Here is an 18,450-nt window from a genome sequence, read left to right as displayed (position 1 = left end):
AGGCGCTGCCAGGTGGCCAGCGGAATCATCATCACCACCGCGCAGGCGACGAAGCCGATGCCGAGGTAAACCAGGTGGCGGATCATGTGATAGAGCGGGTTGCCGGAGGACGCCGCGGCGACTTCCGAGGACGCCGAGGTGATCATCACCAGGCCGAGGCCGAGCAGCGCCAGGCAACCGGCGAGCAGCGGGAAATCCATGTCCATGCCGCGGCGGCCGGCCAGCGGCGACGGGTACGGGCGAAGGAAGCCGAAGAGTGCCTGGCTCATTGGCTCAGCCCTCCCACGGCCTGGGCGAACAGGCGTCCGCGCTCTTCGAAATTCTTGAACATGTCGAGGCTGGCGCAGGCCGGCGACAGCAGCACGGCGTCACCCGGCAGGGCCAGTTCGGCGCTGCGCCGCACCGCCTCGTCGAGACTCGCCACACGTACCTGCGGCACACCTTCGCCCAGCGCGGCGCCGAGGCGTTCGGCGTCGCGACCGAGCAGCACCACCGCGCGGCAGAAACGTTGCACCGGCGCGCGCAGCGCCGAGAAATCGGCACCCTTGCCGTCGCCACCGGCGATCAGCACCAGCTTGCCGCCGATGTCCGCGCCCAGGCCTTCGATGGCCGCCAGGGCGGCGCCGACGTTGGTCGCCTTGGAATCGTCGTAGTAGTTCACCGCGGCGCGCTCCCCGACCCACTGGCAGCGATGCGCCAGGCCGCCGAAGGCTTTCAGCGCCGCGAGCATGCTGTCCATCGGCAGCCCGACTGCATGGCCGAGGGCCAAGGCCGCCAGCGCGTTGGACTGGTTGTGCGCGCCGCGGATCTTCAGCGCACTGGCCGGCAGCAGGGGCTCGAACTGGAACGCCAGCCACTTCTCGCCGTCATGCTCGATCAGGCCGAAACCGCGGATGTCCGGTTTGCCCAGGCCGAAGGTCAGGCGCGGCAGGTCGTCCGCCACCAGCGGGCGCGACAGCGCGTCGTCGCGGTTCACCACCACCTGACGTGCGCCACGGAAGATCCGGTGCTTGGCCAGGTGATAGGCCGGCAGCCCGCTGTAGCGGTCCATGTGGTCTTCGCTGACGTTGAGGCAGGTGGCCACTTCGGCATTCAGTTGTTCGGTGGTTTCCAGCTGGAAGCTGGACAACTCGATGACGTACAGCTCGACCGCATCGTCGAGCAGGTCCAGCGCCGGCTGGCCGAGGTTGCCGCCGACGGCGACGCGCTTGCCGGCCGCCGCGGCCATCTCGCCGACCAGGGTAGTCACGGTGCTCTTGGCGTTCGAGCCGGTGATCGCCACGATCGGCGCCTTGGCGTGCCGGGCGAACAGCTGGATATCGCCGGACAGCGACACGCCACGCGCCTTGGCCGCCTGCAGCGCCGGGGTGGCCAGCGCCAGGCCGGGGCTCACGTAGAGCTCCTGGGCACGGCAGAGGAAGTCCACGTCGAGCTCGCCGCAGCGCACCTGAACCTGCGGATACTCCGCCTGCAGGGTCGCCAGCTCCGGCGGATTCGCGCGCGTGTCGGCGACGGCGAAGGGCACCCCCTGGCGCGCGAGGAAGCGCACCAGGGACATGCCGCTCTTGCCGAGGCCGACAACGATGCGGAATTGGTCGGAAGCGATCAGGCTCATCGGTATCTCGTTCCTCAACGCAGCTTCAGGGTGGCGAGGCCAACCAGCACCAGGATCACGGTGATGATCCAGAAGCGCACGATCACGCGCGGTTCGGGCCAGCCCTTGAGTTCGAAGTGGTGGTGGATGGGTGCCATGCGGAACACGCGCTTGCCGGTCAACTTGAAGGAGGCGACCTGGATGATCACCGACAGGGTTTCCATGACGAACACCCCGCCCATGATGAACAGCACCACTTCCTGGCGGACGATCACGGCGATGGTGCCGAGCGCGGCGCCCAGCGCCAACGCGCCGACGTCGCCCATGAAGACCTGCGCCGGATAGGTGTTGAACCAGAGGAAACCGAGGCCGGCGCCGATCAGCGCGCCGCAGAAGATGATCAGCTCGCCGGCACCAGCGACGTAGGGAATCAGCAGGTACTCGGAGAAGTTCGTGTTGCCCGACAGGTAGCAGAAAATGCCCAGCGCGCCGCCGACCATCACGGTTGGCATGATCGCCAGGCCGTCGAGGCCGTCGGTGAGGTTGACCGCGTTGCTCGAGCCAACGATGACGAAATAGGTCAGCACGACGAAACCGGCGCCCAGCGGAATGCCGACGCTCTTCACCATCGGCAGGATCAGCGTGGTTTCGACAGGCGCCTTTGCAGTGAGGAACAGGAAGAGCGCCGCGCTCAGGCCGAAAACCGACTGCCAGAAATACTTCCAGCGGCTTGGCAGCCCGCGCGAGTTCTTCTCGATCACTTTGCGGTAGTCGTCGACCCAGCCGATGGCGCCGAACGCCAGCGTCACCAGCAGCACGGTCCACACGTAGCGGTTCGACAAGTCGGCCCAGAGCAGTGTGCTGATGGTGATGGCCGAGAGGATCAGCGCACCGCCCATGGTCGGCGTGCCCTTCTTCGACAGGTGCGACTGCGGTCCGTCGTTGCGCACCGCCTGGCCGATCTGGCGCAGTTGCAGGGTACGGATCATCCACGGCCCCAGGCACAGCGCCAGCGACAGCGCGGTGAGCACGCCCAGGATGCCGCGCAGGGTCAGGTACTGGAATACCGCGAATCCCTTGTAGAACTGTTGCAGGTACTCCGCCAGCAGCAGCAGCATGATCAGTGTGCCTCCGTTGCGCACAGGGCCTGGACGACGTTTTCCATCGCCGCGCTACGCGAACCCTTGATGAGAATGGTGGTGTCCGCGGCCTGCTCGGCGCGGATCGCTTCGATCAGGCTGGCCTGATCCGGAAAATGCCGGCCCGCGGCGCCGAACGCGGCGACCGCGTGGGCCATGTTCGGACCGACCGCATAGAGCGCGTCGACCTTGCCGACGGCGTAGGCACCGACGTCGCGGTGGCCCTGCTCGGCCCACTGGCCCAGTTCGCCGATGTCGCCCAGGGCCAGCACCTTGCGCCCGTCGAAACCGGCGAGGATGTCGATGGCGGCGAACATCGACGCCGGATTGGCGTTGTAGGTGTCGTCGATCACGCGCACGCCGTTCGGTGCCAGCTGCGCCACGGCGCGCCCCTTGACCGGCTGCACGCTCTGCAGGCCGGCGACGATCGATGCCAGCGGAACCTCCAGGGCGTACGCGGCGGCGGCGGCGGCCAGGGCGTTGGCGACGTTATGCAGGCCAAGCAGGTTGAGCTGGACGCGCGCGGAGCCAGCCGGCCCGCGCAGCGTGAAGGCCGGGCAACCGCGCGCGTCGCGCGCCAGCGCGTCGGCATGGAAGTCGGCGCCGGCATCGTTCAGCGCGAAGCTGATGACGCGGCGTCCGGCAGCGCGCGCCGTCCAGATGGCGAACGCCTTGTCGTCGCGGTTGAGCACGGCGATGCCGTCCGCTGGCAGACCTTCGAGGATCTCGCCCTTGGCTTCGACGATCTTGTCCGGACCGCCGAACTCGCCGACATGGGCCAGCCCGGCATTGTTGATGATCGCCACGCGCGGACGGGTCAGGCCGACGGTGTAGGCGATTTCGCCCAGCCGCGAGGCGCCGAGTTCGATCACTGCCGCCTGGTGTTCTGCGCCCAGTTCGAGCAGCGTCAGCGGTGCGCCGAGGTCGTTGTTCAGGTTGCCGCGGGTGGCCAGGGTCGGCCCCTGCACGCGAAGGATCGCCGCGAGCAGCTCCTTGACGCTGGTCTTGCCGCTGGAACCGGTGACTGCCGCGACCTGGCCGCCGAAGGCATCGCGGTTGAGCGCACCGAGGCGACCGAGCGCCAGCCGGGTATCCGCCACCTGCAGTTGCGGCAGCGGCGCGTTGGCCACTTCGCGCTGCACGAGGGCGGCGACCGCGCCTTTGGCGGCGACTTCCGCGAGGTAATCGTGGCCGTCGAAGTTCGGTCCGACCAAGGCGATGAACAGTTGCCCCGGCTGGATCGCGCGGCTGTCGCTGCTGACGGCGGCGAAGCTGACGTCGGCGCCGATGAGGCGGGCGTTCAGCGCAGCGGCGACTTCGCTCAGGAAAAGCGGCTTAAGCATGGTTCTGCTCCCAGGCGGCCAGCGCAGCGGCGGCTTCCTGCAAGTCGGAGAACGGCTGGCACGCGCCGGCGATCTCCTGGTAATCCTCATGGCCCTTGCCGGCCAGCAGCACTACGTCGCCGGGCCTGGCGCTGGCGACCAGACGAGCGATGGCGGCGCCGCGGCCTTCGACGAATTCGGCGTTATCCGGCGCGTCGAAACCGGCACGGATATCGGCGAGGATCGCCGCCGGACTTTCGTTGCGCGGGTTGTCGTCGGTAACCACCACGCGGTCGGCCAGGCGCTCGGCGATCGAGGCCATCAGCGGGCGCTTGCCGCGGTCGCGATCGCCGCCGCAGCCGAACAGGCAGAGCAGTTCGCCCTGCACATGCGGACGCAGCGCTTCGAGCACTTTTTCCAGCGCATCCGGCGTGTGCGCGTAGTCCACCACCAACAGCGGCTGCGAGCCGCCGCCCAGGCGCTGCATGCGCCCTAGCGGACCTTGCAGCTGCGGCATCACCGCGAGAATTTCGTCCAGCGGGTAGTCCATGCCCAGCAGCGCGCCGACCACGGCGAGCAGGTTGCTCAGATTGAAACGGCCAAGCAGCGAACTGCGCAGCAGGCCTTCGCCGTGCGGCGTCACCAGCTCGGCGCGCACGCCTTCGTCGCTGAAACGCGCCTGGCGGCAATAAAGGTAGGCGGACGCATCGTCCAGGCTGTAACCGATCAGGCGCGACTCGCCACGCTGTGCGGCCAGCTCGCGGCCGAAGGCGTCGTCCAGATTCAGCACCCGGCAGCGCAGACCCGGCCAGGCGAACAGGCGCGCCTTGGCGGCGCCATAGGCCTGCATGGTGCCGTGGTAGTCGAGGTGATCGCGGGACAGGTTGGTGAACACCGCGATGTCGAAGGCCAGCGCGGCCACGCGCCCCTGGTCCAGCCCGTGGGAGGAAACCTCCATCGCCACGGCGCGGGCGCCGGCCTGTTTCAGGTTGGCCAGGGTGGCCTGTACCGAAACCGGATCGGGCGTGGTGTGGCGACCGCTTTCCAGGGCGTGGTGAAACCCGTTGCCGAGGGTCCCGACGATGCCGCAACGCTCGCCGAGACGATCAAGCGCCTGGGCGATCAACTGGCTGACGCTGGTCTTGCCGTTGGTTCCGGTGACACCGATCAGGCGCATCGCGCGGCTCGGCTCGCCGTAGAAACGCCCGGCGATGGCCGAGAGCTGTGCGGAAAGGTTTCTTACCGGCAACAGCACCGCATCGCCCTCGGGCAGTGCCGGCGCGCCTTCGCTTTCATAGGCGACGGCGGCGGCCCCACGGGCGATGGCGTCGGCGATATGGATGCGACCGTCCTGGCTCAGGCCCGGCACGGCGAGGAACAGGTCGCCGGCGCGCACGGTGCGGCTGTCCAGGGTCAGCTCGCGGATCATCGCGGGGTGGCCGCTTTCGGGCAGTAACTTGTTCAGGGGCATGGTCATCAGCCGCGACCTCCCTGGACGGTCTTCGCATCGGCGGCCTGCACCTCGGTGGGCGGCGACAGGTTGTCCGGTGCGATGTTCATCAGGCGCAGCGCGCCGGACATCACACGGCTGAACACGGGCGCGGAGACCAGGCCACCGAAGTAGCCGCTCTTGCTCGGTTCGTCGATGACGATGGCCATGGCGATGCGCGGGTTGCTCATCGGGCCGAAGCCGGCGAACAGCGAGCGGTAGGCGTTCTCGGTGTAGCCCTTGGTGCCGACCGAGGCCTTGCGCGCGGTACCGCTCTTGCCGGCGACGTGGTAGCCCGGAACCTGCGCGCGATAGACGCCGCGCGGCGCCTCGATGACCTGCTGGAGCATGCCCTGCATGGTCTTGGCGACGTCCTCGGGGATTACCTGGGCGCTGTCCGGCGTGCGGTCGACGCGGGCCAGCGAGAGCGGCACGATGCGACCGTTGTTGGCCAGCGTGGCGTAAGCGTGGACCAGCTGGATCGCCGTCACCGACAGGCCATAGCCATACGACAGGGTGGCGGTCTCGGCCTGTTTCCAGTCGCGATGGCTGGGCAGGTTGCCGACGCGCTCGCCGGGGAACCCGAGGCCGGTGTCCTGGCCGAAGCCGACTTTCTGCATCATGTCGTGGATGGCTTCGCCGCCGATGTCGAAGGCGACCTTGCTCATGCCGACGTTGCTGGAGTTGATCAGGATGCCGGTCAGGTCGAGGGTGCGGCCCTCGGTCTTCGACACGTCCTTGATGGTGTAGCGACCGATCTGCAGCGATCCCGGCCAGACGTCGACGGTGTCGCTGGGCTTCCAGCGACCGCTCTGCAACGCGGCGCTCATCGACAGCGGCTTCATCGTCGAGCCGGGCTCGAACACGTCGATCATCGCCCGGTTGCGCATGGCGGCCGGCTGCAGGTTGCGGCGGTTGTTTGGGTTGTAGGTGGGCTGGTTGACCATGGCCAGGATTTCCCCTGTCTTCACGTCGACCATCACCAGGCTGCCGGCCTTGGCGCCGAACTCGACCAGCGCGTTGCGCAGCTCACGGTGCGCCAGGTACTGCAGACGCAGATCGATGGACAGCGACAGCGCCTTGCCGGCCTTGGCGTTGCGGGTGACCTGCAGATCGCGGATCAGGTGGCCGCGGCGGTCCTTGAGCACCTGGCGCTTGCCCGGTACGCCGGCCAGCCACTGATCGAAGGACAACTCGACGCCCTCGCGACCGCGATCATCCACGTCGGTGAAGCCGACCACGTGGGCGGTGACTTCGCCCGCCGGATAGAAGCGGCGGAATTCTTCGATGGAGTAGACGCCCGGCACCTTGAGGTCGAGCACGCTCTGCCCCTGCTCGGGCGTCAGGCCACGCACCAGGTACATGAATTCGCGGTCGGCGCTCTGCGCCAGGCGCTCGCTGAACGCCTTCGGCTCCTGGCCGAGTGCCGCGGCGAGGGCCGGCCACTGGTCACGCGCGGCCTGCAGTTCCTTGCCGTTGGCCCACAGCGTGGTTACCGGCGTACTGACCGCCAGCGGCTCGCCGTTGCGGTCGGTGACCAGCCCGCGGTGCGCCGGGATCGGCATGGTACGAACGCTGCGCGCGTCGCCCTGCCCCTGGAGGAAGTCGTGGTCGAACACGTGCAGGTCGACGATGCGCCAGACGATGGCCGCCACCATCAGGCCGAGCAGCGCCAGCACCAGGCGGAAACGCCAGGGATAGAGCGCGCCTTCGAGGCCGGTCATGGTGCCACCAGACGGATTTCAGCGGCCTGGGGAACGCGCATCTTGAGCTGTTCGGTGGCCAGGGTTTCGATACGGTTGTGCGCCGTCCAGGTGCTTTGCTCGAGGATCAGGCGGCCCCACTCGGCCTGCGCCTTGTCGCGCACGCTGAGTTCGGCATAGAGCGAATTGAGCAGCAGGCGATTCCAGTGCGCGCTGTAGGACACCGCGATCGCCGACACCAGCACGCCGATGAACAGGATCAGCATCAGCAGGCTGCCGGTCGGCAACGGCTTGGAGAACGAACGGCTCATCGCAGTTTCTCCGCGACGCGCATCACCGCGCTGCGCGAGCGCGGGTTGGCCTTGGTCTCGGCGTCGGAAGCGTACTGCGGCTTGCCGAGCAGCTTCAGGCGCGGCTCGAAGGCCTTTGGAATGATCGGCAGGTCGCGCGGCAGTTTGTCCGCTTCGCCCTTGGCGTGCTTGCGCATGAACTGCTTGACGATGCGATCCTCGAGCGAATGGAAGCTGATCACCACCAGCTTGCCGCCAACTTCGAGGGCTTCCAGCGCCGCGTCGAGGCCGCGCTCGAGATCACCGAGCTCGTTGTTGATATGGATGCGCAGGCCCTGGAAGGCACGGGTCGCCGGGTTCTTGCCCTTCTCCCAGGCCGGGCTGGCCTCGGTCAGCACGGCAGCCAGGTCCCCGGTACGGGTGAACGGCGTCTGTTCGCGACGCTGCACGACGGCGCGCGCCATGCGCTTGGCGAAGCGCTCTTCGCCGTAGTCCTTGAACACGCGGGCGATTTCTTCATCGCTGGCGGTGGCGATGAACTGGGCCGCACTGATGCCACGGCTCGGGTCCATGCGCATGTCCAGCGGACCGTCGTTCAGAAAGCTGAAACCACGCTCCGGGTCGTCCAGTTGCGGCGAGGAAACCCCGAGGTCCAGCAGGATGCCGGCGACCTTGCCGTCCAGCCCGCGAGCCCGGACCTCATCGCCCATTTCGGCAAAGCTGCGTTGTACAACGACGAAGCGGCCGTCTTCGGCCGCTAGCGTTTGTCCCGTGGCGATCGCCAGTGGGTCCTTGTCGAAGCCCAGTAGACGCCCGCTCGAGTCGAGTTTTTCCAGGATCAGCCGGCTGTGTCCGCCGCGCCCGAAGGTGCCATCGATGTAGCAGCCACCCACGCGAACATCGAGGCTGTCGACGGCCTCGTGCAGCAGTACGGTGATATGGCGAAAGTCGCTGGTCATCAGGCTCACAGGATCAGGTCACGCAGTTCGTCCGGCAGCGCGCCGGGTTGTTTGAGAGCGGCGAGATCGGCGTCGGAGACCGCGTTCCAGGCGTCCTCATCCCACAGCTGAAATTTGTTCAGCTGACCCACCAGCATCGCGCGCTTGTCCAGCTTGGCGTACTCGCGCAGACGCGGCGGAACCAGGAAGCGACCGCTGCCATCGAGCTCGAGATCCACCGCGTTACCAATCAGCAGGCGCTGCAGGCGACGGTTCTCTTCACGCAGGGAGGGCAGTTCACGCAGCTTGGTTTCGATCAGTTCCCATTCGGGAAGGGGGTAGACACAGAGGCAGGGGTCGACGGCGTCGATGGTCACGATGAGCTGGCCAGAGCAACGCGAAACGAGCTCGTCACGATACCGGCTCGGCATCGCGAGTCGCCCTTTGGCGTCGAGACTGATGGCGTTAGCTCCGCGGAACAAGGTTGCGCTTCCCCAATAATTAGCTTTCCGTGCCCAAATAACCCACTTCGTGCCACTTCGTACCACTTCCGCACACTATAGAAATGCACGCACCCCAACGTCAAGGCACGCAAAGAGGTAAAAACCCTTATGTGTCGGTGATTTAGAGATAAGAAGTCGGAGTTGGGACGAGCCCCGGAAGAGGGATAAGGCTTAAATAGCGAATACGTGCAAGAACCTGAACTTCAAACTTAAAGTGATTTATTAAGAGTGGGCTCTTGCGGCGATCTGACAGGCGGGGAATACGGCAGAAAAAGAGGTGGAGAGTCGATCTGTAAGCCGGGTTCTGTCGAGGACAGTCATTCCTCTACGACGTACATCACTGCACGCCTTTAGCAACCTACCCGGTTCCAGCGCGGGCCACGCCAATGGAACCCTATTTGGTCTTGCTCCGAGTGGGGTTTACCTAGCCACGGACTGTTGCCAGCCGTGCGGTGCGCTCTTACCGCACCTTTTCACCCTTACCGGCGCCGAAGCGCTTAGGCGGTTATTTTCTGTGGCACTTTCCGTAGGCTCACGCCTCCCAGGCGTTACCTGGCACTCCGCCCTATGGAGCCCGGACTTTCCTCCCTCCCATATTGCGGAACAATATGGAACAGCGACTGTCCGATCGACTCTCCGCCGGCAAGGGTATCTGCAGGCCGGATAACGAACAAGCCCAGTTTTACTTCTGGCGCTCGAGCGCGACCTGGTAAAGCAGGTTCTTGCGCACGCCCGTAATCTCCGCCGCCAGCGCCGCGGCGCGCTTGAGCGGCAGCTCGCCAAGCAGGAGATCGAGCACCCGCAAGGCTTCCGCACCCACCGCGTCCTCACCTTCCGGCGCCTGCCATCCGGAAACCAGCACCACGCACTCGCCGCGCTGCTGGTTGCTGTCCGCCGCGATCCACTCGTGCAATTCGACCAGCGGCAGCCCCTTGATGGTCTCGAAGGTCTTGGTCAACTCTCGCGCCAGCACGGCCTGGCGCTCGTCGCCGAACACCGCCCGCATGTCCTCGACACACTCGAGAATGCGGTGCGGCGCCTCGTAGAAGATCAGCGTGCGCGACTCTTCCTTGACCTGCTCCAGGCGCGCGCGCCGGGCGGCCCCCTTGGCCGGCAGGAAACCCTCGAAGATGAAGCGATCCGACGGCAGTCCCGCCGCGGACAGTCCGGCAATCAGTGCGCAGGCGCCGGGCACCGGCACCACGGCAATTCCCGCCGCACGCACCTGGCGCACCAGGTGGAACCCCGGATCGGAAATCAGCGGCGTTCCGGCGTCGGAGATCAACGCGACGTCCTCACCGGCCTGCAAACGCGCGAGAAAGCGCCCGCCATGCTCGCGCTCGTTGTGCTCGTGACAGGCCGCCAGCGGTGTGGAGATGCCGAAGTGCTGCATCAGCCGCGCGGAATGTCGGGTGTCCTCGGCCGCGATCAGCGCAACGTCACGCAGGATGGCCAACGCACGGGCGCTGATGTCATCCAGATTGCCGATCGGCGTGGCGACCACATAGAGCGTACCGAACTGGGAATCCCGGACAGCGGAAGTTGTCACAACACACCTCGCCATTGGCGCAAAAGCGCGCATTGTAGCCCGTTTCAGGCACCCGACATCGCACCACCGGGAGCCCTTGGGTACAATTCGCCCCTCTCTCGTACGAGCAACGGAAACGCTTACATGATTGCCTGCCTGCGTCCGCTCTCCGCATTCTGCATCGCCGCCCTGCTGGCCGCCTGCGCCAGCCAGCCCACTTCCAACCTCGGCGAGTTGCCACGCACACCGCAGGCCAGTATCGAACAGCTCCTTCAGCAGGCAGGCTCCGCCAAGCCGGAAGAAGCCGCTTCGCTGAGGCTGTCGGCAGCCGACCTGGCGTACCGGCAGAACAATCCCGAGCGCGCGGCGCAGATCCTCGATCAGGTTTCGCTGGAGAACCTCAAACCGGCGCAGCAGATCTACGCCAGCACCCTGGCGGCCGAGCTCTCCTTGGCGCGCGGACAGCCGAAGTCGGCCCTCAAAGCCCTCGAGCATCCGAGCCTGCAGCGCCTGGGCGAGCTTCCGGTGGAGCAACAGGTCCGCACCCAGATGGTCCGCGCCCAGGCGCTGCAGGCCGACGGGCAGGTACTCGCTGCGGCGCGCGAGCGCGTGTTCATCGCTCCTCTATTGTCGGGACAACAAGCCAGCGACAACCACGAGGCGATCTGGACGCTGGTCTCCAGCCTGCCGGACGACCAACTTCAACCGACCGCCGACGCCGATCTCGACGGCTGGCTGGCGCTGGTCCGCGCCACCAAGCCGGCCGGCACGCTGCAGCAGCAGAAAGCCGCGATCAGCGCCTGGCAAGCCCAGCATCCGCAGCACCCGGCGGCTCAGCACCTGCCCGAGGCGCTGGTCAAGCTGCAGCAACTGGCCGACCAGCCGCTGACCAAGGTCGCCCTGCTGCTGCCCCAGCAAGGCCAACTGGCGTCCGTGGCGCGCGCGCTGCGCGATGGCTTCCTGGCAGCCCAGTTCGAAGCCCAGCAGGCGGGGCAGAATCCGCCCCAGGTGACTTTCTACGACAGCGCGCAGCTGACCTCCATGGACGCGTTTTACCGCCAGGCGCAGGCCGATGGCGTGCAGCTGGTAATCGGCCCGGTGGAGAAGCCGCTGGTCAAGCAACTCGGCGAACGCCAGCAGCTGCCGCTGACCACCCTCGCGCTCAACTACAGCGACCTTGCCCAGGCAGGCCCGCCGCAGCTGTTCCAGTTCGGCCTCGCCGCCGAGGATGAAGCCCGCGAAGTCTCGCGTCGCGCCTGGCAGGACGGCATGCGCCGCGCCGTGGCGCTGGTGCCGCGCGGAGAGTGGGGCGATCGCGTGCTCGATGCCTTCCGCCAGAGCTGGCAGGCCGCGGGCGGCACCCTGATCGCCGCCGAGCGGGTCGACCAGCCGGCGCAGTTGGCGCAGCAGATCGCCGACCTGTTCCAGCTGCGCCAGAGCGAAGCGCGGGCCAAGCGCCTGCAGAGCGCACTGGGCGTCGAGGTGGCGGCACAGCCCTCGCGCCGCGCCGACGTAGACTTCATCTTCCTCGCCGCCACGCCGCAGCAGGCCCAGCAGATCAAACCGACACTGACATTCCAGTACGCCGGCGACGTCCCGGTATACGCGACGTCCCACGTCCATTCCGGCAACAACGATCAGACGCAGTACCTGGACCTGAACGGCATCCGCTTCTGCGAGACACCCTGGCTGCTCGATACCGGCAACGCACTCCGCCAGCAGGTGAGCAGCCAGTGGCCGCAAGCCTCCGGCAGCCTGGGCCGGCTTTACGCCATGGGCGCCGACGCCTATCGCCTGGCGCCTCACCTGGGCCAGTTGAAGGCGCTGCCGGAAAGCAGCATCGACGGTCTGTCCGGCCGCCTGCACCTGAATCCACAGCAGCGCATCGAACGCCAATTGCCCTGGGCCGAATTCCGCGATGGCCGCGTCCAGCGTCTTCCGGACGACACATATTGAGCGACGCCCCCGATCGCCAAGCCAGCGGCCGCAGCGCCGAAGCCAGAGCGCTCCAGCACCTGCAACGCCAGGGCCTGCGGCTGCTGGCGCAGAACTGGTCGTGCCGCCGCGGAGAGCTCGATCTGGTCATGCTCGACGGCGATACAGTAGTATTCGTCGAAGTGCGCTACAGGCGTTACGACGCCTGGGGCGGCGCACTGGAGAGCGTGGACGCACGCAAACGCGCCAAGCTCGTCAGTGCAGCCGAGCACTTCCTGCAAAAGGAGTCGCGCTGGAGCAGGCATCCCTGTCGTTTCGACGTGATCGCTATCCGCGCCGACAGCAATCTCCCTACGGATCTGAACTGGGTCCGCAACGCCTTCGATACCTGAAACGGCCGCCAACTGAAGGTCACTTTCCGATGGACATGCAATCCCGAATTCGCCAGCACTTCCAGGCCAGCATTGAGACCAAGCAGCAGGCCATGGACGTTCTGATTCCGAGCATCGAACAAGCCAGCCAGGCGATGGTTCATGCCCTGCTCAACGAGGGCAAGATCCTCACCTGCGGCAACGGCGGCTCCGCCGGTGACGCCCAGCACTTCTCCTCGGAACTGCTCAACCGTTTCGAGCGCGAGCGCCCCAGCCTTCCCGCCGTGGCGCTGACCACCGACACCTCGACGATCACCTCGATAGCCAACGATTACAGCTACAACGAGATTTTCTCCAAGCAGATACGCGCCCTGGGTCAGCCCGGCGACGTGCTCCTGGCAATCTCCACCAGCGGCAACTCGGCCAACGTCATCCAGGCGATCCAGGCGGCCCACGACCGCGAGATGCAGGTCGTGGCTCTGACCGGCCGCGACGGCGGCGGAATGGCCTCGCTACTACTGCCGGAAGACGTGGAGATTCGCGTACCGGCGAAAGTTACCGCGCGCATTCAGGAGGTCCACCTGCTGGTGATCCACTGCCTGTGCGACCAGATCGACAGTCAACTGTTCGGGAGTGAAGAATGATCCGGCAACGCCTTTCCCTGCTCGCCATCGCCCTCTGCCTGAGCGTGAGTGGTTGCAGCTCCGTACTCACCGCGACCCGCGACAAGCCTATCGACGACGATCGCGGTACGCGCACCATCGGCAGCAAGATCGATGACTCGCTGATCGAAACCAAAGCCGCGGTGAACATCGCCAAGGCCAACCCTGATCTCGACCAGAACTCCCACATCGTCGTCGCCAGCTACAACGGCGTCGTCCTGCTGGCCGGCCAAACGCCGCGAGCCGACCTGAAGAACCTTGCCGAGCAATCCGCCGCCGCCGTGCAGCGCGTCAAGCGCGTACATAACGAACTGCAGGTGCTCCCGCCCTCTTCCGCCCTGGCCCGCAGCAACGACTCCTGGCTCACCACCAAGATCAAGACGCAGATGCTCACCGACAGCGTGATCCCCGGCTCTCGAATCAAGGTGATCACCGAAAACGGTATCGTCTACCTGTTGGGCCTGGTGACCCACCAGGAAGCCAACCTGGCCACCAACAAGGTACAGAGCGTTTCCGGCGTGCAGAAGATCGTCAAACTCTTCGAGTACATCGACTAGCAAGGTGCAGGCATGAAAAAGGCGACCCGAGGGTCGCCTTTTTCATTTCACTACCTTGAGGCTCGGTCGCCCGCTCGGACGCGGCGGCTCGTCGTCCGGACCGTCACCGTCGCCTGCGGGTTCTTCACCCGGCGCGCTGGTGGGTTCCAGATCGAAGACCATGCCTTGTCCGTTCTCGCGCGCGTAGATCGCCAGAACGGCCGCCGCCGGAATGAACAGGCTGTGGGCGACGCCGCCAAAACGGCCTTCGAAACTCACCGCCTCGTTGTCCATGTGCATGTGCCGCACCGCGCTGGGCGATACGTTGAGCACGATCTGCCCATCAGCCGCATAGCCAGGCGGGACTTGCACCTTGGGGAACTCCGCGTTCACCAGCAGATGCGGTGTGCATTGGTTATCGACGATCCACTCGTAAAGCGCGCGAATCAAATAGGGACGACTGGAGTTCATGAAGGCTCCTTGCTGTTAGCGCATGTCGCGCTCGACGGCAGACAGACTGGCCTTGAAGGCCTCGCGGGCGAATTGGCGCTCCATGTAGTCGAGCAGCGGCTTAGCCGGCCGCGGCAGCTCGATACCCAACAGGGGCAAACGCCAGAGAATCGGAAGCAGGCAGCAATCCACCAGGCTCATCTCCTCACTGAGGAAGTACGGTTTATCGCCGAACAGCGGCGAAACGCCGGTCAGGCTCTCGCGTAGCTCCTTGCGCGCCTGCACACGCTCTGCCTCCTTGCTGCGCGTGTCGAGTATCCGATCCACCAGCGCGCACCAGTCGCGCTGGATGCGGTGAATCAGCAGCCGGGTATTGGCCCGTGCGACCGGATAGACCGGCATCAATGGCGGATGAGGATACCGCTCTTCGAGATATTCCATCACCACCGTGGACTCGTACAAGGCCAGATCGCGATCGACCAGAGTCGGCACACTGCCATAGGGGTTGGCTTCAGCCAAGCGCGGCGGGCAGCGCCCGGGCTGAACCTCGATGATCTCCGCCGCTATTCCCTTCTCCGCAAGCACTAGGCGCACGCGATGGCAGTAATGGTCTGCGGGGTCGGAATAGCAAGCCAACCGATTGGTTACGCTCATGGCGCTCCTCCTCGCTTGAAATAAAAAGGGCAGAAAACACAGCGCGCCCAATAAGGGCGCGCGCGTTGGATCAGATGAATCGCTCAGCGAATCAATGCACGTCTTTCCAGTATTCGCGCTTGAGCAGGTAGGCGAACACGAAGAAGAAGGCAAGATACAGCAGCACGTAGGTGCCGATGCGCTGGCTTTCCAGTTTGACCGGGTTGGCCGAGTAAGCGAGGAAGGTCACGAGATTCTTGACCGTTTCATCGAACTGCTCTTCGGTTTGGGCACCGGTATTCGGAAGGACGGTGAGCTGGTCGCACGCCTCGTGGGTAATCGGCGTGCCGGTGAGCGGATCGAACTGCTTCTTGCCGTCATCGACCAGCTGGACCTGCTTGCAACCCACCACCTGGCGGCCCTGCAGTTTGCCCAGCACGTTGGGCATGCCAACGTTCGGGAACACCTTGTTGTTCACACCCCAAGGACGCGCCGGGTCTTCGTAGAAAGCGCGCAGGTAGCTGTACAGCCAGTCATTGCCACGAACGCGGGCGACCAGCGTCAGATCCGGCGGCGCGGCGCCGAACCAGACCTTGGCGTCGGCCGGATGCATGCCATTCTTCATGTGGTCGCCGATCTTGGCACCGGTGAGCACCACGTTCTCCAGCATCACTTCTTCGGGAATGCCGAGATCCTTGGCCACGCGCTCATAACGCTGGAACTGCGCACTGTGGCAGCCCATGCAGTAGTTGGCGAACGTGCGCAGACCGTCCTGCATGGCAGCCTTGTCGGACAGGTCGACATCGACCTTGTCCAGATGTACGTCATGACCACCAGCGGCGAAGGTGAATACTGGCAGGATTGCAAAAATCAGTGCAGCGAGTTGCTTTTTCATCAGCCATTCACCCTTTCCGGAACCGGTTTGGTCTTCTCGAGCTTGGTATAGAACGGCATCAGGATGAAGTACGCGAAATACAGAACGGTACAGATCCGAGATACCAAGGTGCGCTCCGGAGTCGGAGCCAGCACGCCAAGCACGCCCAGAATGACGAAGGCGATGCAGAAAACTGCCAGCCACACTTTGCTCAACCAACCCTTGTACATCATCGACTTGACCGGGCTACGGTCGAGCCAGGGCAGCACGAACAGCACGGCAATCGCCGCGCCCATGGCGATGACGCCCATGAGCTTGTCCGGAACAGCGCGGAGAATCGCGTAGAACGGCGTGAAGTACCACACCGGAGCGATGTGCTCGGGCGTCTTGAAGGCGTTGGCCACTTCGAAGTTGGGCTTCTCGAGGAAATACCCACCCATTTCCGGGAAGAAGAAGATCACCGCGCAGAACACGAAGAGGAAGACCACTACGCCGACGATGTCCTTGACGGTGTAGTAGGGATGGAAAGGAATGCCGTCGAGCGGAATGCCGTTCTCGTCCTTCTTCTTCTTGATGTCCACGCCCTGCGGGTTGTTCGAACCGACTTCGTGCAACGCCAGGATGTGCAGCACCACCAGACCGAGAAGAACGATCGGCAGTGCAATCACGTGCAGCGCGAAGAAGCGGTTGAGGGTGATGCCTGAGATCAGGTAGTCGCCGCGAATCCACTGGGTCAGGTCATCGCCGATCACCGGGATGGCACCGAACAGTGAAATGATCACCTGCGCGCCCCAGTACGACATCTGGCCCCACGGCAGCAGATAGCCCATGAAGGCCTCGGCCATCAGCGCGAGGTAGATCATCATGCCGAAGATCCAGACCAGCTCACGTGGCTTCTGGTACGAGCCATAAAGCAGACCGCGGAACATGTGCAGGTAGACCACGACGAAGAACGCCGAGGCACCCGTCGAGTGCATGTAGCGGATGATCCAGCCGTACTCCACGTCGCGCATGATGTATTCGACGGAAGCGAAGGCTTCCTCGGCGGACGGCGTGAAGCTCATGGTCAGCCAGACACCGGTCAGAATCTGATTGACCAGCACCAGCAGCGCCAGGGAGCCGAAGAAATAGAAGAAGTTGAAGTTCTTCGGTGCGTAGTACTTGGACAGATGGTCTTCCCACATCTTGGTCGCGGGGAAGCGCGCATCGACCCATTCCATGAATTTGCTCATCAGGCTTTCTCCTGGTCCACACCGACGACGATCACTGCATCCGACTCGTAGGAATGCGGCGGTACCGGCAGGTTCAAGGGAGCAGGTTGCGATTTGTAGACGCGACCGGCCAGGTCATATTTGGAACCATGGCATGGGCAGAAGTAACCACCGACCCATTCAGCGCCCAGGTCGGCAGGAGCGACTTCCGGACGGTAAGACGGGGAGCACCCAAGGTGAGTGCAAAGCCCCACGAGAATGAGAATTTCCGGCTTGATCGAGCGCAGTTTCGGATCGACGTAGGTCGGTTGAACCGACGCCTTGGACTCCGGGTCCGCGACGTTGGCAGCCACCTTGTCCAGATTCTTCAGAATCTCCTCGGTGCGGCGAACGATGAACACCGGCTGGCCGCGCCACTCAGCAATCATTTGCTGACCCGGCTCGATCTTGCTGATGTTCACCTTCACCGGTGCGCCTGCGGCCTTGGCCTTGGCGCTTGGGAACCACGATCCCACGAACGGGACCGCGGCACCCGCCGCTCCTGCAGCACCCACCACGGAGGTGGCTGCTACGAGGAAGCGACGCCGGCCAGCATTCACGCCGTCATTGCTCATTAAGTCGTCTCCCATCAGCTTTGTGGCCTGTTGGTTCAGGCATCTACTAGGTAAATTTCGGGTCGCGCAAAAAGTTGCCAGATGGTAAAGAAAAGCCCCTTTTCTGACAAGGTAATTACCTGACCCAAATCAGCTGAACGCCTTGTGCGACGGGGACTCCAACGATGCGTCAAGTTGTCACACCAAAAGCGATCGCGCATAAAAAAACGCCCAGATCCGCAAGGAGATGGGCGTTTTTTGAGGTCCAGCGAATTAACGCTTGGAGTACTGCGGACGCTTACGCGCTTTACGCAGACCGACCTTCTTACGTTCGACTTCACGGGCATCGCGAGTAACGAAGCCAGCTTTGCGCAGGGCAGGACGAAGGGACTCGTCGTAGTCCATCAGCGCACGGGTGATGCCGTGGCGAATCGCGCCGGCCTGACCGCTGACACCACCACCGAGAACGGTGACATAGATGTCGAACTTCTCGACGGTCTCGGTCAGTTCCAGCGGCTGGCGAACCACCATGCGGGCGGTTTCGCGACCGAAGAACTGGTCCAGGCTGCGGTTGTTGATGGAGATGTTGCCAGTACCCGGACGCAGAAAGACGCGAGCGGTAGCGGTCTTACGACGGCCAGTGCCGTAATTTTGAGTCGCCGACATAATGAGCTATCCC

Annotated in this window: 20 protein-coding genes and 1 other RNA gene; 4 read left to right on the top strand and 17 right to left on the bottom strand. The window is 64.7% G+C overall.

Annotation, left to right across the window (positions count from 1 at the left end; translation table 11 throughout):
• The 11 genes from B3E91_RS08845 to rsmI all read right to left on the bottom strand — a co-directional run.
• The coding region (locus B3E91_RS08845; RefSeq protein ID WP_287029090.1) for an FtsW/RodA/SpoVE family cell cycle protein at nt 1–269 on the bottom strand (269 nt) is incomplete at its 3' end.
• On the bottom strand, nt 266–1,615 hold the full coding sequence (gene murD / locus B3E91_RS08840) for a UDP-N-acetylmuramoyl-L-alanine--D-glutamate ligase (protein WP_287029089.1): 1,350 nt from the start codon (nt 1,613–1,615) through the stop codon (nt 266–268). The genes B3E91_RS08845 and murD, both read right to left, overlap by 4 nt.
• A gap of 14 nt (nt 1,616–1,629) precedes the next feature.
• On the bottom strand, nt 1,630–2,712 hold the full coding sequence (mraY, locus tag B3E91_RS08835; protein WP_273231685.1) for a phospho-N-acetylmuramoyl-pentapeptide-transferase: 1,083 nt from the start codon (nt 2,710–2,712) through the stop codon (nt 1,630–1,632).
• 2 nt (nt 2,713–2,714) lie between these two features.
• On the bottom strand, nt 2,715–4,076 hold the full coding sequence (locus B3E91_RS08830; protein WP_287029088.1) for a UDP-N-acetylmuramoyl-tripeptide--D-alanyl-D-alanine ligase: 1,362 nt from the start codon (nt 4,074–4,076) through the stop codon (nt 2,715–2,717).
• Entirely contained in the window at nt 4,069–5,532 is a 1,464-nt protein-coding gene (locus tag B3E91_RS08825) for a UDP-N-acetylmuramoyl-L-alanyl-D-glutamate--2,6-diaminopimelate ligase (RefSeq protein ID WP_287029087.1), read from the bottom strand. The genes B3E91_RS08830 and B3E91_RS08825 overlap by 8 nt, the downstream gene beginning before the upstream one ends.
• Entirely contained in the window at nt 5,532–7,268 is a 1,737-nt protein-coding gene (locus B3E91_RS08820) for a peptidoglycan D,D-transpeptidase FtsI family protein (protein ID WP_287029086.1), read from the bottom strand. The genes B3E91_RS08825 and B3E91_RS08820 overlap by 1 nt, the downstream gene beginning before the upstream one ends.
• Nucleotides 7,265–7,558, bottom strand: a complete 294-nt coding sequence (gene ftsL, locus B3E91_RS08815; RefSeq protein WP_090226546.1) for a cell division protein FtsL — start codon at nt 7,556–7,558, stop codon at nt 7,265–7,267. The genes B3E91_RS08820 and ftsL overlap by 4 nt, the downstream gene beginning before the upstream one ends.
• Nucleotides 7,555–8,496 (bottom strand): 16S rRNA (cytosine(1402)-N(4))-methyltransferase RsmH, encoded by a 942-nt coding sequence (rsmH, locus tag B3E91_RS08810; RefSeq protein ID WP_287029085.1) that lies wholly within the window; start codon nt 8,494–8,496, stop codon nt 7,555–7,557. The genes ftsL and rsmH overlap by 4 nt, the downstream gene beginning before the upstream one ends.
• A gap of 5 nt (nt 8,497–8,501) precedes the next feature.
• On the bottom strand, nt 8,502–8,957 hold the full coding sequence (mraZ, locus tag B3E91_RS08805; protein WP_090226541.1) for a division/cell wall cluster transcriptional repressor MraZ: 456 nt from the start codon (nt 8,955–8,957) through the stop codon (nt 8,502–8,504).
• 298 nt (nt 8,958–9,255) lie between these two features.
• Nucleotides 9,256–9,614: RNase P RNA component class A (gene rnpB / locus B3E91_RS08800), an RNA gene on the bottom strand.
• A 46-nt stretch (nt 9,615–9,660) separates the two neighbouring features.
• Nucleotides 9,661–10,527 (bottom strand): 16S rRNA (cytidine(1402)-2'-O)-methyltransferase, encoded by an 867-nt coding sequence (gene rsmI, locus B3E91_RS08795; protein WP_414708218.1) that lies wholly within the window; start codon nt 10,525–10,527, stop codon nt 9,661–9,663.
• 123 nt (nt 10,528–10,650) lie between these two features.
• On the opposite strand from rsmI, the gene B3E91_RS08790 reads away from it, so the two are divergent.
• From B3E91_RS08790 to B3E91_RS08775, 4 genes are read left to right on the top strand one after another with little or no spacing between them, the layout of a single operon-like run.
• Nucleotides 10,651–12,462 carry a penicillin-binding protein activator gene (locus B3E91_RS08790; protein ID WP_287029083.1) on the top strand — a complete coding sequence of 604 codons (1,812 nt, stop codon included), beginning with the start codon at nt 10,651–10,653 and terminating at the stop codon, nt 12,460–12,462.
• Entirely contained in the window at nt 12,459–12,833 is a 375-nt protein-coding gene (locus tag B3E91_RS08785; protein ID WP_273232595.1) for a YraN family protein, read from the top strand. Before B3E91_RS08790 ends, B3E91_RS08785 begins: the two co-directional genes overlap by 4 nt.
• 29 nt (nt 12,834–12,862) lie before the next feature.
• A complete protein-coding gene (locus tag B3E91_RS08780) occupies nt 12,863–13,456 on the top strand; it encodes a phosphoheptose isomerase (protein ID WP_090226530.1) in 594 nt (197 codons plus the stop codon).
• A complete protein-coding gene (locus tag B3E91_RS08775) occupies nt 13,453–14,031 on the top strand; it encodes a BON domain-containing protein (protein ID WP_090226527.1) in 579 nt (192 codons plus the stop codon). The genes B3E91_RS08780 and B3E91_RS08775 overlap by 4 nt, the downstream gene beginning before the upstream one ends.
• 42 nt (nt 14,032–14,073) lie before the next feature.
• Here the strand turns inward: B3E91_RS08775 and B3E91_RS08770 are convergent, their stop codons facing one another.
• The 6 genes from B3E91_RS08770 to rpsI all read right to left on the bottom strand — a co-directional run bounded on the left by B3E91_RS08770 (nt 14,074) and on the right by rpsI (nt 18,437).
• Entirely contained in the window at nt 14,074–14,481 is a 408-nt protein-coding gene (locus B3E91_RS08770; protein WP_273232591.1) for a ClpXP protease specificity-enhancing factor, read from the bottom strand.
• Nucleotides 14,482–14,496: 15 nt separating this feature from the next.
• Complete coding sequence (locus tag B3E91_RS08765) at nt 14,497–15,114, bottom strand: glutathione S-transferase N-terminal domain-containing protein (protein ID WP_090226524.1); 618 nt, start codon at nt 15,112–15,114, stop codon at nt 14,497–14,499.
• Between the two features lie 91 nt (nt 15,115–15,205).
• Nucleotides 15,206–15,988 (bottom strand): cytochrome c1, encoded by a 783-nt coding sequence (locus tag B3E91_RS08760; RefSeq protein WP_090226522.1) that lies wholly within the window; start codon nt 15,986–15,988, stop codon nt 15,206–15,208.
• Nucleotides 15,988–17,199: a cytochrome b gene (locus tag B3E91_RS08755; protein ID WP_273232588.1), complete on the bottom strand. Its 1,212-nt coding sequence runs from the start codon at nt 17,197–17,199 to the stop codon at nt 15,988–15,990. Before B3E91_RS08755 ends, B3E91_RS08760 begins: the two co-directional genes overlap by 1 nt.
• Complete coding sequence (petA, locus tag B3E91_RS08750; RefSeq protein WP_273232586.1) at nt 17,199–17,792, bottom strand: ubiquinol-cytochrome c reductase iron-sulfur subunit; 594 nt, start codon at nt 17,790–17,792, stop codon at nt 17,199–17,201. The genes B3E91_RS08755 and petA overlap by 1 nt, the downstream gene beginning before the upstream one ends.
• Nucleotides 17,793–18,044: 252 nt before the next feature.
• Nucleotides 18,045–18,437, bottom strand: a complete 393-nt coding sequence (rpsI, locus tag B3E91_RS08745) for a 30S ribosomal protein S9 (protein WP_090226514.1) — start codon at nt 18,435–18,437, stop codon at nt 18,045–18,047.
• Nucleotides 18,438–18,450: the final 13 nt, after the last annotated feature.

This window comes from Pseudomonas sp. UBA6310 (assembly GCF_002438225.1).
In the GTDB taxonomy this organism is placed as follows: domain Bacteria; phylum Pseudomonadota; class Gammaproteobacteria; order Pseudomonadales; family Pseudomonadaceae; genus Pseudomonas_O; species Pseudomonas_O kuykendallii.
This window is presented reverse-complemented; position numbering and strand designations above follow the sequence as displayed.

Bases quoted from the DNA above. Each gene is read 5' to 3' on its own strand.
- murD (WP_287029089.1), bottom strand. From the start codon at position 1,615: ATGAGCCTGATCGCTTCCGACCAATTCCGCATCGTTGTCGGCCTCGGC.
- mraY (WP_273231685.1), bottom strand. From the start codon at position 2,712: ATGCTGCTGCTGCTGGCGGAGTACCTGCAACAGTTCTACAAGGGATTC.
- B3E91_RS08830 (WP_287029088.1), bottom strand. From the start codon at position 4,076: ATGCTTAAGCCGCTTTTCCTGAGCGAAGTCGCCGCTGCGCTGAACGCC.
- B3E91_RS08825 (WP_287029087.1), bottom strand. From the start codon at position 5,532: ATGACCATGCCCCTGAACAAGTTACTGCCCGAAAGCGGCCACCCCGCG.
- B3E91_RS08820 (WP_287029086.1), bottom strand. From the start codon at position 7,268: ATGACCGGCCTCGAAGGCGCGCTCTATCCCTGGCGTTTCCGCCTGGTG.
- ftsL (WP_090226546.1), bottom strand. From the start codon at position 7,558: ATGAGCCGTTCGTTCTCCAAGCCGTTGCCGACCGGCAGCCTGCTGATG.
- rsmH (WP_287029085.1), bottom strand. From the start codon at position 8,496: ATGACCAGCGACTTTCGCCATATCACCGTACTGCTGCACGAGGCCGTC.
- B3E91_RS08790 (WP_287029083.1), top strand. From the start codon at position 10,651: ATGATTGCCTGCCTGCGTCCGCTCTCCGCATTCTGCATCGCCGCCCTG.
- B3E91_RS08780 (WP_090226530.1), top strand. From the start codon at position 12,863: ATGGACATGCAATCCCGAATTCGCCAGCACTTCCAGGCCAGCATTGAG.
- B3E91_RS08775 (WP_090226527.1), top strand. From the start codon at position 13,453: ATGATCCGGCAACGCCTTTCCCTGCTCGCCATCGCCCTCTGCCTGAGC.
- B3E91_RS08770 (WP_273232591.1), bottom strand. From the start codon at position 14,481: ATGAACTCCAGTCGTCCCTATTTGATTCGCGCGCTTTACGAGTGGATC.
- B3E91_RS08765 (WP_090226524.1), bottom strand. From the start codon at position 15,114: ATGAGCGTAACCAATCGGTTGGCTTGCTATTCCGACCCCGCAGACCAT.
- B3E91_RS08760 (WP_090226522.1), bottom strand. From the start codon at position 15,988: ATGAAAAAGCAACTCGCTGCACTGATTTTTGCAATCCTGCCAGTATTC.
- B3E91_RS08755 (WP_273232588.1), bottom strand. From the start codon at position 17,199: ATGAGCAAATTCATGGAATGGGTCGATGCGCGCTTCCCCGCGACCAAG.
- petA (WP_273232586.1), bottom strand. From the start codon at position 17,792: ATGAGCAATGACGGCGTGAATGCTGGCCGGCGTCGCTTCCTCGTAGCA.
- rpsI (WP_090226514.1), bottom strand. From the start codon at position 18,437: ATGTCGGCGACTCAAAATTACGGCACTGGCCGTCGTAAGACCGCTACC.